General features: G+C 35.1%; 11 protein-coding genes. 4 read left to right on the top strand and 7 right to left on the bottom strand.

All coding sequences use genetic code 11. The annotated features are described in order from the left end of the window. The first annotated feature begins 6 nt into the window (after positions 1–6). Positions 7–372 carry a YraN family protein gene (locus NLM59_RS01495; RefSeq protein WP_304415969.1) on the top strand — a complete coding sequence of 122 codons (366 nt, stop codon included), beginning with the start codon at positions 7–9 and terminating at the stop codon, positions 370–372. Here the strand turns inward: NLM59_RS01495 and NLM59_RS01490 are convergent. Next, positions 369–1403 (bottom strand): sensor histidine kinase, encoded by a 1035-nt coding sequence (locus NLM59_RS01490; protein WP_304415968.1) that lies wholly within the window; start codon positions 1401–1403, stop codon positions 369–371. The genes NLM59_RS01495 and NLM59_RS01490 overlap by 4 nt on opposite strands. 7 nt (positions 1404–1410) lie before the next feature. Then, positions 1411–2085, bottom strand: coding sequence for a response regulator transcription factor (locus NLM59_RS01485; RefSeq protein ID WP_304415967.1), 675 nt, complete (start codon positions 2083–2085; stop codon positions 1411–1413). Positions 2086–2306: 221 nt separating this feature from the next. Between NLM59_RS01485 and NLM59_RS01480 the strand changes: the two genes are divergently transcribed. The 3 genes from NLM59_RS01480 to NLM59_RS01470 all read left to right on the top strand — a co-directional run bounded on the left by NLM59_RS01480 (position 2307) and on the right by NLM59_RS01470 (position 8118). Then, entirely contained in the window at positions 2307–5135 is a 2829-nt protein-coding gene (locus NLM59_RS01480) for a TonB-dependent receptor (RefSeq protein ID WP_304415966.1), read from the top strand. A 38-nt stretch (positions 5136–5173) separates the two neighbouring features. Then, a complete protein-coding gene (locus NLM59_RS01475) occupies positions 5174–6388 on the top strand; it encodes a multidrug transporter (RefSeq protein ID WP_304415965.1) in 1215 nt (404 codons plus the stop codon). 113 nt (positions 6389–6501) lie between these two features. After that, on the top strand, positions 6502–8118 hold the full coding sequence (locus tag NLM59_RS01470) for a DUF5689 domain-containing protein (protein WP_304415964.1): 1617 nt from the start codon (positions 6502–6504) through the stop codon (positions 8116–8118). Between the two features lie 175 nt (positions 8119–8293). Here the strand turns inward: NLM59_RS01470 and NLM59_RS01465 are convergent, their stop codons facing one another. From NLM59_RS01465 to NLM59_RS01445, 5 genes are all read right to left on the bottom strand, one after another. Beyond that, positions 8294–8632 (bottom strand): DUF2853 family protein, encoded by a 339-nt coding sequence (locus tag NLM59_RS01465; protein ID WP_304415963.1) that lies wholly within the window; start codon positions 8630–8632, stop codon positions 8294–8296. Positions 8633–8773: 141 nt separating this feature from the next. Next, positions 8774–11215, bottom strand: a complete 2442-nt coding sequence (locus tag NLM59_RS01460) for a bifunctional UDP-N-acetylmuramoyl-tripeptide:D-alanyl-D-alanine ligase/alanine racemase (protein WP_304415962.1) — start codon at positions 11213–11215, stop codon at positions 8774–8776. A 3-nt stretch (positions 11216–11218) separates the two neighbouring features. Next, positions 11219–11827: a thymidine kinase gene (locus NLM59_RS01455; protein ID WP_304415961.1), complete on the bottom strand. Its 609-nt coding sequence runs from the start codon at positions 11825–11827 to the stop codon at positions 11219–11221. Positions 11828–11990: 163 nt separating this feature from the next. Continuing rightward, the gene (locus tag NLM59_RS01450) at positions 11991–13430 is read right to left on the bottom strand and encodes a DUF389 domain-containing protein (RefSeq protein WP_304415960.1); all 1440 of its coding nucleotides are present in this window, start codon (positions 13428–13430) and stop codon (positions 11991–11993) included. 32 nt (positions 13431–13462) lie between these two features. Next, the gene (locus NLM59_RS01445) at positions 13463–14512 is read right to left on the bottom strand and encodes a mannose-1-phosphate guanylyltransferase (protein ID WP_304415959.1); all 1050 of its coding nucleotides are present in this window, start codon (positions 14510–14512) and stop codon (positions 13463–13465) included. Positions 14513–14534: the final 22 nt, after the last annotated feature.

Genomic DNA, 14534 nt, shown 5'->3' with positions numbered 1-14534 from the left:
CAGATTATGGCTGAGCACAATGATTTTGGTCGAATAGCCGAAGAGTTCATCGCTCAAAAATATTTGGCTAATGGATATAAAATCCTAGAAAGGAACTGGCGATTTCATCCATTGGAGATTGACATTATTGCTCAAAAAGATGATGTGTTGGCGATTGTTGAGGTCAAAGCTAGAGCTTATGATACTTTTGTAGAGCCTACGGAAGCTGTAAATCTAACCAAAAAGAGGAATTTAGTAAAGGCCGCCAACGAATACATGGAAATCAACGAAATTGAATTAGAATGCAGATTTGATATCGCTGTGGTGATTAAAAAATCGGACGGATTAGCATCAACGATTTTAATTGATGCATTCGAGCCCTTTGAACTTTAAGGCGTATCTAAATAGAAATAGAAAGTTGCTCCTTCGCCATAAGTGCTCTCCACATAAGGCTTTTGGTTATGAGCTTCTAGGATATGCTTCACAATCGCTAAACCTAATCCTGATCCACCTTGTCGACGACTTCTAGATTGGTCGATACGATAAAATCGTTCAAAAATTCGTTGAAGTTTATCAGGTTCAATTCCTTGTCCGGTATCTTTTACAATGGTTTTCACTCTTGTTTTCTCCTCCTCGAAAGTTATGAATACATGAGAAGATTTCTGAGAGTGATTAATAGCATTGGTTACTAAATTAGTCACTACTTGTTCAATCTTTTCGGCATCACCAAATACATTAATCGGACCATAGCAATTTCGATCAATTTCGAGCTTAACATTATTTTCTTCTGCTTTATTTTCCAATAAATCAACTACGTCTTCGGTAAGCGCAAGAATATCAAAAGAAGTTTTTTCTAGTTTTAAGTTACCAGATTCCAACTCCGTAATTAAATCCAAGTCCTGAACAATGTAAGTCAATCTTTCAACCGATTTATTAATGCGGCTTAAGTATTTATCTCTAATCTCAATGTCTTCTACACCGCCTTCAATCAAGGTTAAAACAAATCCTTGAATAGAAAATAGCGGCGTTTTAAGCTCATGAGCTACATTTCCCACAAACTCACGACGATAATTTTCCTTTTCGATTAAGACATCGATTTCTTGAGTCTTGTCGCTGGTAATATTTGAAATCTTCTCTGATAAAGTTTCAACATCAGACGGTCGCTGGCTGTTTTCATCGAGATCGGGGAGAAGTTCATATAATTGAGAAATATCTCGCTTTGTTTGAAACTTAGAACTTAAATAGATAGTCAATAACAACATTAGAAATGCACTAGCGAAAAGTAGAACCCAAAATACCGTTGGTAACATTGGAATTTCTACATTAAATATGATTTCTAATAGATAACAAAAGGCTTTTACTAATAAGGCAAGCGCTCCTGTGGCTAATCCAGCAAATATGATGTTGTTATAATTAATCTTCATTGACTAACTAATCATTGATTTTGTATCCAACGCCTTTAATGGTTGTAAAGCGCTCGTTTCCAAATTTTTCTCTCAGTTTTCTAATGTGAACATCGATGGTTCTACCTCCAACAATCACCTCATTACCCCAAACTTTTTCTAAAATTTCTTCTCTTTTGAAAACACGTCTTGTGTTAGAAGCTAATAGGGATAATAATTCAAATTCCTTTCTAGGTAAAGACATTTCTTCACCCTTATAGGTTACTTTATAGGTTTCGCGATCGATAACAATATCGGTGATCTCAATTACCTCATCCATTTCTTCTTTTGCATTTAACTGCAGAAGAGCTTCGATCTTCTTCATTAAAACCTTAGGCTTAACAGGTTTGGTGACATAGTCATTAGCACCTGTTTCGAAACCGCTCAATTGGGTAAGTTCATCGGTTCTGGCCGATAAGAAAACAATCAGCGCATTAGAAAGAGATTCAATACTTCGGATTTGCTCACAAGCTTCGATGCCATTCATATAAGGCATCATAACATCTAAAATAATTAAATCTGGTTTAAGGATTTTAGCTTTCTTTACACCTTCAATTCCATTTTCTGCTGTTTCTACTATGTATCCTTCTTTAATTAAATTATAAGAAAGAAACTCTAAAATATCTGGTTCGTCGTCAACTAATAAAACCTTGAATTTACTCATACTTTTTTGTTTGCATTTTAAGCGTGCATAAAGATACAACTCTACAGCGATTTTATAGGTGGATTGTGCTCATTTTGTATTTGTTAACGCTATGATAACCTTGTTAACATTGAGGTAACTTTAATTTGATTTCATAATATTTAGCTAACATAAGGTTCATGTTAAGCTAACATAAAAACTGTTTTCAAACTCTTTCTTTGCATCAAATTATTTAAGTAAAGATGATTAGAAAATTATTCATTGTTAGTGCATTTTTTATCGGGGTTTTAGCATGGGCTCAATCAAGTATTTATGGTACTGTTACAGATACTAATGCGTTACCAATTGCGGGAGCTGAGATTTATGTCGAGGGAACTGATTATTTTTATTATTCAGAATCAGATGGAACTTACTCCATAGAAATTCCTGCAGGTAGCTATACCTTTAATATTAACGCTTTTGGATTCGAAAAACTTCAAGAGTCAATTAGTGTTCAAGAAGGACAGGATTTAGAATGGTCTCCTATGTTGGACGTTCAATCTCAGGATGGAGTGGTTCAGGATTTAGGTCAAGTTCTGGTGCAGGCCAATACCAATAAAGAAAGTGAGGCAAGTGTTTTAAAGCTTCAACGTAATTCTTCCGAAATTAAGGAATACAAAGGAGCTGCAGAGCTTTCTCGTTTAGGTAAAGGAGACGCGTCGGGAGCGGTTGCAACGATTGTAGGAGTTTCAAAACAAGCTACTTCTAGTGATGTATATGTTCGTGGCTTGGGAGATAGATATATTCACACAAGTTTAAATGGTTTAAGTCTACCTTCTAATGATATCAATAAGAAAAACATAGATCTCGATCTTTTCTCATCGGATTTGATACAAAACATATCGGTTAGTAAAACCATGAACGCAGGTGGAAACGCCGATTTTGCTGCAGGTAGTATAGATATCACTTCAAAAGAACACTCGGGTAGAGATTATATTAATTTAAGTGTAGGAACTCGTGTTAACTCTAACGCGGTAGGGAAAGATATGATTCAATCAGAAGGAACCAACTATTTTGGTCTTTATGGTAGATATAATGATAATCCTTTTGCTACGGTGATTGGTCAAGGTTTAGCACCAGAAAAATCTAAAGGTTTAACGCCTTTGAGTACGAACTTATCATTGAATTTAGGAGAAACTTTCAGATTTGGTGAAAGTGCAAAATTATCTCTTTTCGCAGCGGGAAGTTTTGCCAATGAATTCAATTACCAAGAAGGAAATCAACAATCTTATACAAGTATTAGTACGCTTGCTTTCCCAGATGTAGAGAAATACCAATACAATACAGTAAGTACTGGAATGTTGTCGGCTTTGATGAAATTCAACAATAAGCAAAGCTTAAAATTCAGTTCGTTCTTAATTAATAACTCTTCAGATGAGGTAGGTTATTATGGCTATAAAGGATTAGGGTTTAAGCGTGATATCGCCGACGAAGGATTTTTCCAATCAAACGTTCAGTTCAATCAAGAATTAATTTTTATTAATCAATTAATGGGTGAGCATGAATTGACTCCGAAATTGAATTTGGATTGGGGAGTGGGATATAACATCTTAAATGCTGATGAACCAGATAGAAAAAGATTAAGTATCAGCAACTATCAAAACCTATTAGATAATGATGCTTCTACTTTAGGAACTTTTGTAAGTACAACCAACTTCGATAGCCAAAGATATTTTCAAAAGATTGATGAAGATGAGTTTAACTCAAGAATCAATTTCAAGTTTGATGTATCAGATAATTTAAAAATCAACTTGGGAGGAAATACACGATACAAAAAGAGAGATTTCGAAAGTATTAGATACGGATATGAATTCCTTGAAAAGAATATTGGCTCTTTAGATGACATAGATACATTCTTCTCCATTGAAAATTGGATGGAAAACTACAATACTTTCACCTTAAACCCTATTAATGTGACCAATCCAGAAGATGGTTCTAATGTGGTGAATATGTCACAATATAATATGCCTGGAATGCCTGAAAACACTTACGATGCAACCTTAATCAACCTTTCAACCTATGTGGATTTTCAGTGGCAATTAGGAGAGAATCTTCTATTAATTCCAGGCATGAGGTTCGAGGATGTGACCCAAAAGATTAATTGGGATGTAAACAACTTAAGTAGTTTGTTTAACCCAGGTAAAGCAGAATCTAAGTCACAGATATTCTTGCCAAGCTTAAACATGAAATACGCCATCAATGCAGACAGCAATTTGCGTATTTCAGGATCACAAACAGTTTCCTTCCCAGAGTTTAAAGAGTTCGCACCTTTCGTTTATGAAGGTATAACGACAAGAATTGGAGGTAACCCAGATTTATTAGGAACTGCAGATGACAAAGAATATAAAAATGTGAAAGACGTGGCTTATTCTAAAATCTTAAACTTCGATGCTAAGTATGAGTTCTTCTTCAATCGTTCAGAAATGATTTCAATCGCAGGATTTTACAAAGTTATTAATGATCCGATCAACTTAGTCGTGGGAACTTCAGCAACTGGAGATGAGTACTACTTTAGAACCGGTGATAAAGCAACTGTTGTTGGAGCTGAGATCGATTTTAAGAAAGACATCTTAAGTACAGATAAAACAGAGTTATTCCTTGGATTCAATGCTTCATACATTAAAACTAATCAAGATTTGTATAGCGAAATCAACGGAACAAGAAACGTTACTTTCAACCGCAAGGATGACAAGCTACAAGGAGCTTCGGATTTTATAACACAAGCCGATCTTAACTTCAGAAAAAAATGGGATGGGTTTGAGCCAACCTTCACTTTAGTAGGAAACTACTTTTCAGATAGAATCTACGCTTTAGGTTCGGGACAAATTGGTAATAAAGTAGAAAAAGGAATTCCTACGCTAGACCTTTTAATGTCTGCAGACTTAGGTAGAAACACATCTTTCAAACTAGGAGCTAAAAACTTATTAAATCCTGCAATAGAAATATTTAGAGAAACATCTGGAAATGACGTAGTGCTAGAAAGCTTTAAAAAAGGACAAATTTTCTCATTCGAATTAACATATAAATTTTAACAAAACATAGAATAGTATTAAAAGTAAAACTTACAAAAATGAAAAAACTATTATTAAATCTTGCCGTTGTATTTTCAATCTTCGCTGTAACTTCATGTGAGGATGATGGTGGAAGTTTAACCATAAATCAAGATATTGATTACGGAAATGGAGGTATTCCAGCGCCAACAACAAGTACGCTAAGCGGATTTGTATTAAATGGTGAAAATAAAGTATTAGACGCTAATGTTGTTTACTCTTTAAATGGTCCATTAATCGTAAAAGAAGGAGGAACATTAACAATTCCTGCAGGAACTCAAATTATAGCTCAAAACGGAGCAGACGTTTATATCGCAGTTATGCAAGGCGCAAAAATTATGGCGCAAGGAACAGCAAGTCAACCCATTTTATTGACAGCTGAGGACAAAACTCCAGGAGCTTGGGGTGGGTTAATTTTATTAGGTAGAGCACCTATCAACTCTGGTCTTACAGCAACTTCAGAAATCGGTGGATTTAACTATGGTGGAACAGATCCAAACGATAATTCAGGTGTGGTTGAATACGTAAAAGTTGAATATTCAGGTGGAGCAGTTGATGCAGCATCAGAAAATAACGGATTTTCTTTCTACGGTGTAGGAAACGGAACTATTGTTAACCACATTGAATCTTACTATGGTTCTGATGATGGTGTTGAGTTCTTTGGTGGAACTGTAAACGCTAACAACATCGTTTTAATCGGTAACGAAGATGATTCATTAGACTGGACTGAAGGATACTCAGGGAATATTACAGATGTTTATATTCGTCACGAAGGAACTAAATATGACAAAGCGATCGAAGGAGATGGTTACAACCCAGATTTAGGTATCAATGTTGATCCAGTTTTCTATTCTAACCCAACTTTAACGAATGTAACTATCGAAGGATTAGGTTCAGCTACGGATGTTCAAAATCAAGAAGGAATTAACGTTGGTTCATACGAAGGAGTTCGATTGAGAGAAGCAACTAAAGCAACATTCAACAACATTGTTGTAAGAGGATTTGGTAGAGCATTTCAAATTAAAGGAAACGGTTCAGAAGATACTTCATTGACTTCAGGAGATCACGTATTAAACGGTGAATTAGCTGTTAAAGGTAAATTTGAAGACGTAACTACTAAAGTTAAAAATGCATCTGGAGTTGAATTCGAGGAAAGCCAATTTATTAATATTGATGAGAGTGCCAACGGAACAAATGTAAATGCTTGGGCAAGAAGTTGGGCAAGTGGTTTATAATTTCTAATCTTAAATAATATTCCAAAGTTCAGTAATTAGCTGTTTTAAAGTCTAAAAATTAATTAAATAAGCTAATAATTTGTAACTTTGGAATATTAAACAATATTATAACTATGAGAAATCTTTATTTATTTTTATTACTAATCCCTTTCTCTTTCGCTTTTGGGCAAAATATCGCTCAAAATGGTGGAATGGAAAACTGGACTGACGGCGTTTTAGACGTTTGGACTAGTGAAGATGGTACAGTAATTACACAAGAAAGTACAATTGTTTCAGAAGGTTCTTCTGCAGCGAAATTTCAAGTAATTACAGCTACCCAAGGTAACACAGATTTTAGACAGAACGTAGCTGTTGAAATCGGAAAAACTTACGAAATTACAGTAGACGTTTATCAATTAGATAATGCTTCTAAAACTAGAATTTATGGTACAGATTGGGGAACTTATTCAGATCCTGCATTAGTAGGTGAGTGGCAAACTATTTCATATGAGTTTACTGCATCTGAAACAGGAAGTGTTCCAGTTGGTTTAAGATTCTATGACGAAGCTGATGTATTTGATGCAGAGGTTGGAGCATTTGTTATTATCGATAACTACACGGTAACATGTTTAGATTGTGCAACTACTTCTCCAGAAATCTTTATTTCTTCTCCTTCAGAAGGCGAAGTTTTAGCAGCTGGTACAACTGAAACTACAGTTGAGTTTGTTGTAAATAACTTTGTGGTTGGAACTGATGGTCACGTTCATTATTCATTAAATGATGGTGAGGCTCAAATGTTATACTCTACAGATGCATTTACTTTATCTGGATTAACATCAGGTTCTCACACTTTAAACATGTGGTTAGTTGATGGAGATCACAACGCTTTAGACCCAGAAGCTTCTGCTACAGTTAACTTCTCTATCCCAGGACAGAATGAGGTTTCTAGCATTGCAGAATTAAGAGCTGGAGCTACAGATGGAAGTATTTATACTTTAACGAGTGAAGCAATCATCACAATGCAACAAGACTTTAGAGGTCAAAAATGGATTCAAGATTCTACAGGAGCTATTTTAATTGATGATAATGCAGGTTTAATTACTACCGCATACAATCAATATGATGGAGTTTCTGGATTACAAGGTACAATTTCTGTATTTAGAGGACTTATGCAGTTTATCCCAACAGCGGATACAGGTGTTGTAACTTCAACAGGAAACGAGGTTATGCCTGTAGTGGTTACTGTTGAAGAGTTAAATGCAAACATCACTGCTTATGAGTCTCAATTAATCAAGATTGAAAATGTTTCAACAGATGCTACTGGAGATTGGAACGCTGGAACAAACTATGATTTCATGCAAACTGGATCAGCAGAGAACTTAATCGTTCGTACGAATTTCTACGATGCAGATTATATTGGAACAGCTCTTCCAGAAGGTACAGTTCATTTAGTAGGTATCGCTTCTAGATTTAACGATGATGCACAAATCTTCCCAAGAGATAGCGAAGATATCATCGATAACTTAAGTGTTCGTAATCCAAACTTTAATACTGCTTTAGTTAAAGTTGCAGTAGCAAACGGAGAATTAAATGTAGCTGGATTTGAAGCAAAAGATATTGCTATTTACAACACTAACGGTCAGTTAGTAGGATCTTCTAAAGCTGTAGGTAGCTTACCAGTAGGTACGTATATCGCAGTTATGAGAAATGCAGAAGGACAAGTGGTAAATGTGAAATTTATTAAGAAATAACTATAGTCCTCATACATAGTTAGTTTAGCCCGAGGCCTTAAGCTTCGGGCTTTATTTTGCTTAAAGTTTAAGAAGCAGTATTGAATTACTCATGATTCCAATAGACAGCAATAAAAAAACAGCCTCAATAGTAATATTGAGGCTGTTTTTTATTAAATATTATAAAGTGCTTTATTTATAAATAAACACTCTCTTTTCTGAAATGCTCGGTTAATAAATAATAGAAAGCTGCACGGTATTTTCTTGGGTTAGATCTTCCCATGGTTTCTACAACTTTGTCAATCGCTCCATCTAAATCGTCAGAATCAGATAGACCTAGTTTTTTCTGTAAGAAGTTTTTCTTTAAACGGTCTAATTCTTCTTTATCGGATGACGCAACAGTAGAAGCATCATTGTTGTACAAAGCAGGCCCTAAACCTTTACAAACCGCAGTTAAAAGCTCGGTATTTACCTTAACACCCATGTCTTTTAAAGCAGACTCTACAGTGTCATACTTCTCTTGAAATTTACTCATAATTTTATATTAAAGATTAAAATTTAATTTTAGAATCTAAGACCATATTCTAAGTCTTAGTAGAATGACATAAAATTAATGATAAAAGTATAGAAAAGCAAGGCTTTTAGGCTAGTTTGTAGCAAGTTGATAAGTCAATAATTACTCTTTTAGATAAATCCTTTTAACACGAGAAGAAATCGAGGTTAAAATTTCATAAGTAATGGTGTTACATTGCTCGGCAACTTCTTCAAGGCTTGGTTTTTCACCAAAAATTATAACTTCATCACCTTCTTGACAATTGATTCCAGAGATATCAACCATCATCATGTCCATACATACTGTGCCAATAATGGGTGCTAATTGTCCGTGAATAGAAACATGACCATTTTCATTTCCAAGTGATCGTTTTAGACCATCCGCATAACCTACCGGCAGTGTGGCAATTTTAGTGATTTCATTTGCTTTGAAGTTCCTACCATAACTCACCGTATCACCCGCTTGTAAGGTTGAAATTTGTGAGATTACTGTCTTAAAAGTAACAACAGGTTTCAAGTGTTTTTGATGCTCTGAACCCATAGAAACTCCAAACATTCCAATACCGACACGCACCATATCCATTTGATAGTCTGGGAAATTCAAAATTCCTGCAGAATTCAAAATATGTCGAGTGGGCCTATATCCAATATTAGAAACTATTCGCTCATACATTTCCTGATATTTCTGCATTTGCTGATGCACAAAAGCGTGTTCACTTGGAACATCGCTCGTAGCTAAATGTGAGAAAATAGTCTTTACCTTCACATAAGGATTGTCAGCTAACTCCTGAACTAACTCAGAAATATCTTCAGGTTTAAAACCTAAACGATTCATTCCGGTATTCAACTTAATGTGAATAGGATAAGCCGTAGCTATGTTTTTATCTATTAACTTTTCAGTGAATTTTCTCAGCACTCTTAGACTATAAATCTCTGGTTCTAAAGAAGAATCAATGATACTTGTATAGCTATTTTGTTCAGGGTTCATCACAATGATTGGTGTTGAAATCCCTTGTTGTCTCAACTCCGCGCCTTCGTCTGCATAGGCCACGCCTAAATAATCGATATGTTGAGAAGCTAATGCTTGAGAAATATCAAATCCACCGGCGCCATAACCAAATGCCTTAACCATCGCCATGAGCTTGGTGCTAGGCTTTAATTTGCTTCTAAAATAATTAAGATTCTCTAATAAATTTTGAAGATTCACCTCTAAAATTGTATCGTGAGATTTTTTCTCGAAAACTTTAGAAATTCGTTCTAATTCAAATTTTCTAGCCCCTTTGAGTAAAATAGTCTCGCCTGCGAAGTCAGAAGCTTTCAATTCATTTAAAAAGCTAGCAGTGTCTTTAAAGCTAGCATATAAGTTTTTGAACAAAGCTTTAAATTCTGTGATTTCTTCTCCAATTAAGACAACTTTTTGGATAGGATAAGCATTCACCCAATCGGCTACTTCTTGGTACAAAGCAGCTCCTTTTTGTCGGTTTTGAAGAATATCGGTTAGAATTAAAGTCTTTTTTGGTTTTGCATGGTGATTTAAGACATTCAATGCAATGGGAATTGAAGATAAATCAGAATTAAAAGCATCATTTATTATTTCAATCTGATGTGAACCTTCTAATACTTCTAGCCTCATTTCGACCGGCATAAGTCTTTTGAAATCATCTAAAACATCCTCTAAATCAATGTCTAGTTGTGTAAGAACAGCAAAACAAATAAGTGCATTATTCAGCGAAGCTTCATCCTTATATTCAAAAGGAAGTTGGTAAGTTTTATTCTTGAAATTAACATTTAAACCTTCTTTAGTTTCAAGTTTTTGGATATCTGCGTCACTGCTTTCGCCAAAACTAATATGTTTTTTATTCGGATATTTATTCTTGATAGCTTGTTTAAATGCTGTATCATCAGAAGGATATATAATGATTTCGGCATGTTCAGCAATCTGAATTTTCTCTTGAATATGCTGCTCTCTATCTTCAAAAAATTCGGAATGTGCCTCACCAATGTTTGTAATGACAGCTAGATTAGGCTTAACGATGTCGCTAATCTGCATCATTTCATTGGGTTGAGAAATTCCTAATTCAAAAATAGCTAAAGAAATCCCGTCCATCATTTCTAAAACTGAAATGGGGACCCCAATCTGAGAATTAAAACTTTTTGGACTTCGGATGAGTTTTATTTTATCATATAAAAGCTGATAAAGCCATTCTTTTACAATGGTTTTCCCATTACTACCTGTAATTCCAACAACTGTATAATCAAATTTTTGTCTATGATGTTTTGCCCAAGCTTGCAATGCCTTTTTTGGGTTATCAACGACTAGAAAATTGGCTTCTCCTAAATTTTTAGGTATTTCGCTTACAACAAAGTTCCTTATTCCTTTGTCATAGGCTGATTGAATATAGGTATGTCCATCGATTTGAGCACCTTTAAGCGCAAAAAATATCCCATTTTTGGCTAAAACTATATGGCGTGAGTCGATCCAAATGCTTTCAATAATTTGGTCGGGGCTTCCCACCAATTTCGCATTCATAGCATCGGCGACCTCACTAAGTTTGTAGGAAAACATAATTTAAGATGTTTTTTCTTTTTGTCGTTCTTGTTCCTGTTCTAGAGTTTTCCAAAATACAGCACGACTCAAAGGTTCGTATTCAGAAGTTTCTCCCAATTCCACCAATTTATTACTATGGATTTTTCGGTGTGAATAATTCGCTAGATTTCCTGTTTTAACACAAATCGCATGGACTTTGGTTACATATTCTGCAATTGCCATTAGATTAGGCATTGGACCAAAAGGACGGCCCTTAAAATCCATATCTAAACCAGCGATGATTACACGTTTACCATCATTCGCAAGCGCGTTAACTACCTCTACAATACCATCATCAAAAAATTGAGCCTCATCTATACCAACAACATCACAATCGCTTGCCAAGAGAGGTAAATTAGAACTAGCTTCTATAGGTGTACTTTGAACTTTATTTTGATCATGCGAAACCACATCTTCATCGGCGTATCTCGTGTCAACAGCAGGTTTGAAGATTTCTACTTTCTGCCCAGCAAATTCAGCTCGTTTCAACCTACGAATTAGCTCTTCGGTTTTGCCGGAAAACATAGAGCCACAGATGACTTCTATCCAGCCACTACGATGTTGATGATTTATGGTGTTCTCTAAAAACATGTGGTAAAGTTAACTTTTTTTAATGCAAGAAATTAATCTTGAACCAAGAAATATAAACATAAAAAATGGCTCTATTCCTAAGTTGTAGAAATTAATTTAAAGTCAATTTCTTAAGGCCAATGATTCAATTCGTTGGCGTTTTCAAAACTAAAGAGTGAATCAATTACTCTTTTAAAAGCTGAATTGTATCGAGTTTTAATCTAGCCTTTAAATATGATTTGATTCTTTCTTCGTCTTGTGATTGAAGCCTAACAGTTGCTCTCGATTTAGACTTGTTATTCCAAGTGATGATAAAGGTCGGCATTACAGTTTTACCCTTCTTATTATAATCCTTGTAATTGAAAATAGCATATCCAAAGTGTTGTAAATTAGGGTATTGAGATTTCAGCTCCCTTGAAATAGTATAGAATGGAATAGTGTCACTATCTAGTCGAGAAATTTGATTTTTTAAAGCATTAATGGTTGAATCCTTTTTCTGTATTTCAACTCCTGTAGAAGCATATAGAGATTGAATAAACTCTTCTCCTTTCTTTTGTATAATGTTTTCATCAAAAGCTCCCTGATGTACAATTAATTGTGTGTTTTGTATCTTATATTTCGATTGCAAAACACGATTCCAGTTTTCAATTACCTCCTGAGGAATTCTCTGTGAAATTGTAGAAATAGATACAATTTTCATCGAATCATTTTTAGAGAAAGTTGGTCTGTGAATATCAAAAAAGGCGTTGGTATAAGTTGTTTCCACTTCCTCTGATAAGAACCTTCTGACTTTAGCATTATACACCTCTTCATTTACAATTTTATAGAAAATGAAACTACTTGGAATCATAGTAATAATTGCAACTCCAGCAATCATCCAGTTGGTTCTCTTAGCTTGTTCAGCATTCTGGAACTTAGCCAAAGGAAACCTACTAAGTTTAGCAAATAAGAAGGTCGCAATAGCAATAAAAATCGAGTTGATAAAGAAAAGATACATAGCATTCAGCGCAGCCGCAAAACCTGTGAAGTCTTTATATCCAATTTTCTCCCCACCCATGGCAATTCCATAACCTGCCGTACATAAAGGAGGCATAAGTGCCGTTGCAATAGCTACACCCGCAATTACGTTGGCATTTCTAACTTTACTACTTAGAGCTGCAATTCCAGCAAAACCACCAAAGAACGCAATCATTACATCTAGGGAAGTTGGCTCAATACGTCCTCTAAGTTCCATGGTTAGAGACTTGAGTGGAACAAGCGCGAAATAGATGGTGGAGGTTAATAACGCAATAACCACCATAATCCCGAAGTTGATAAGAGATCTTCTTAAGGTTTCCCAGTCATTCACCGCTACGGAATATCCCAATCCAACGATGGGTCCCATAAGTGGTGAAATTAACATCGCTCCAATTACAACTGCTACAGAGTTTGCATTCAATCCAATCGAAGCTACCATAACAGAAGCCATCAAAATGAAAGAAGCCATCCCCTTAAAGTTAATGCTTGCTAAGATTTCATCACGAGCACGCTGTTTATCAATATGTTCCTGAATATTGAATACAGTTTTGACGAAATCCAAGGTCTCGGTAATAAAACCGTGGGGTTGTTTATCGTTTTCTGTCATGTTCAACTTTATTACTTATCTATGAAGTAAATTTAAACAAAATTTTCTCCTTTGTTTAATTTAAGATCATTCACGTATTTTTTTACTTCTTGATCACTGTTCAATGGGCAGATTAAAAGAGATTTTTCGGTATCTACAACAATATAGTCCTCTAATCCTTCTATTACAACTGCTTTTTTACCTTCAACATGAACCATATTACCTTTAGATTCATACATTCTAACCCAATTTCCAACAACAGCATTACGGTTTTTGTCGCGATCGTGGTTTTCATATAAAGAAGTCCATGTACCTAAATCGCTCCAGCCAAAACTAGACGGAAGAACAAAAACTTTCTTATGTTTCTCCATGATACCTACATCAATTGATATCTTTTGAACCGTAGGATAAATCTTTTTCACCTGCTTTTCTTCTTTATCTGTATTGATGTCATCTTCAATGTTCTTAAAACTTTGATACATGTCTGGTAAATAAGTTTCAAAAGCTTTAATGATGGTATCCGCCGACCAAATAAAGATACCCGAGTTCCATAAGAAATCACCTGAGTGCAAGAAACTTTCAGCTAATTCTCTATTAGGTTTTTCGGTAAATGTTTTAACCTTTTTAATTTCTTGGTCATTTTCGATAAACTGAATATAACCATAACCTGTGTCAGGGCGTGTGGGTTCAATTCCTAAAGTATATAAACCATTATTTTTTGAAAGGTTTGAAAGGGCTAATTCTGCTTTTTCTGCAAATTTTTGCTCATCCATAATCAGGTGATCAGATGGGCACAATAAAATATTTGCATCAGGATTAATTTTTTTAATTTTCATAGCTGAATACAAAGCACAAATCGCGGTATTCATTCCCATAGGTTCTGCTATAATTTGCATTTCCTCCATTTCTGGTAACTGCTTAGCCACCAAATCGGTATATATTTTATCTGTAATGACAAAAATTCGCTCGGCATCAGTAATCTTTTTCAACCTATTATAAGTCTGTTGAATAAGTGTCTGCCCAGTACCTAAGACATCGTGAAATTGCTTTGGAAATTTGGATGTGCTCAATGGCCAAAACCTCGTTCCTATCCCCCCTGCCATGATCACACAATATGTATTTTTA

Origin of the sequence: Profundicola chukchiensis (assembly GCF_029664245.1) — a bacterium.
In the GTDB taxonomy this organism is placed as follows: domain Bacteria; phylum Bacteroidota; class Bacteroidia; order Flavobacteriales; family Weeksellaceae; genus Profundicola; species Profundicola chukchiensis.
This window is presented reverse-complemented; position numbering and strand designations above follow the sequence as displayed.

What these genes read in the sequence shown, in the direction of transcription:
- NLM59_RS01470 (WP_304415964.1), top strand. Translation starts at nt 6,502, where the DNA reads ATGAGAAATCTTTATTTATTTTTATTACTAATCCCTTTCTCTTTCGCT.
- NLM59_RS01495 (WP_304415969.1), top strand. Translation starts at nt 7, where the DNA reads ATGGCTGAGCACAATGATTTTGGTCGAATAGCCGAAGAGTTCATCGCT.
- NLM59_RS01455 (WP_304415961.1), bottom strand. Translation starts at nt 11,827, where the DNA reads ATGTTTTTAGAGAACACCATAAATCATCAACATCGTAGTGGCTGGATA.
- NLM59_RS01475 (WP_304415965.1), top strand. Translation starts at nt 5,174, where the DNA reads ATGAAAAAACTATTATTAAATCTTGCCGTTGTATTTTCAATCTTCGCT.
- NLM59_RS01445 (WP_304415959.1), bottom strand. Translation starts at nt 14,512, where the DNA reads ATGGCAGGGGGGATAGGAACGAGGTTTTGGCCATTGAGCACATCCAAA.
- NLM59_RS01485 (WP_304415967.1), bottom strand. Translation starts at nt 2,085, where the DNA reads ATGAGTAAATTCAAGGTTTTATTAGTTGACGACGAACCAGATATTTTA.
- NLM59_RS01450 (WP_304415960.1), bottom strand. Translation starts at nt 13,430, where the DNA reads ATGACAGAAAACGATAAACAACCCCACGGTTTTATTACCGAGACCTTG.
- NLM59_RS01480 (WP_304415966.1), top strand. Translation starts at nt 2,307, where the DNA reads ATGATTAGAAAATTATTCATTGTTAGTGCATTTTTTATCGGGGTTTTA.
- NLM59_RS01465 (WP_304415963.1), bottom strand. Translation starts at nt 8,632, where the DNA reads ATGAGTAAATTTCAAGAGAAGTATGACACTGTAGAGTCTGCTTTAAAA.
- NLM59_RS01460 (WP_304415962.1), bottom strand. Translation starts at nt 11,215, where the DNA reads ATGTTTTCCTACAAACTTAGTGAGGTCGCCGATGCTATGAATGCGAAA.
- NLM59_RS01490 (WP_304415968.1), bottom strand. Translation starts at nt 1,403, where the DNA reads ATGAAGATTAATTATAACAACATCATATTTGCTGGATTAGCCACAGGA.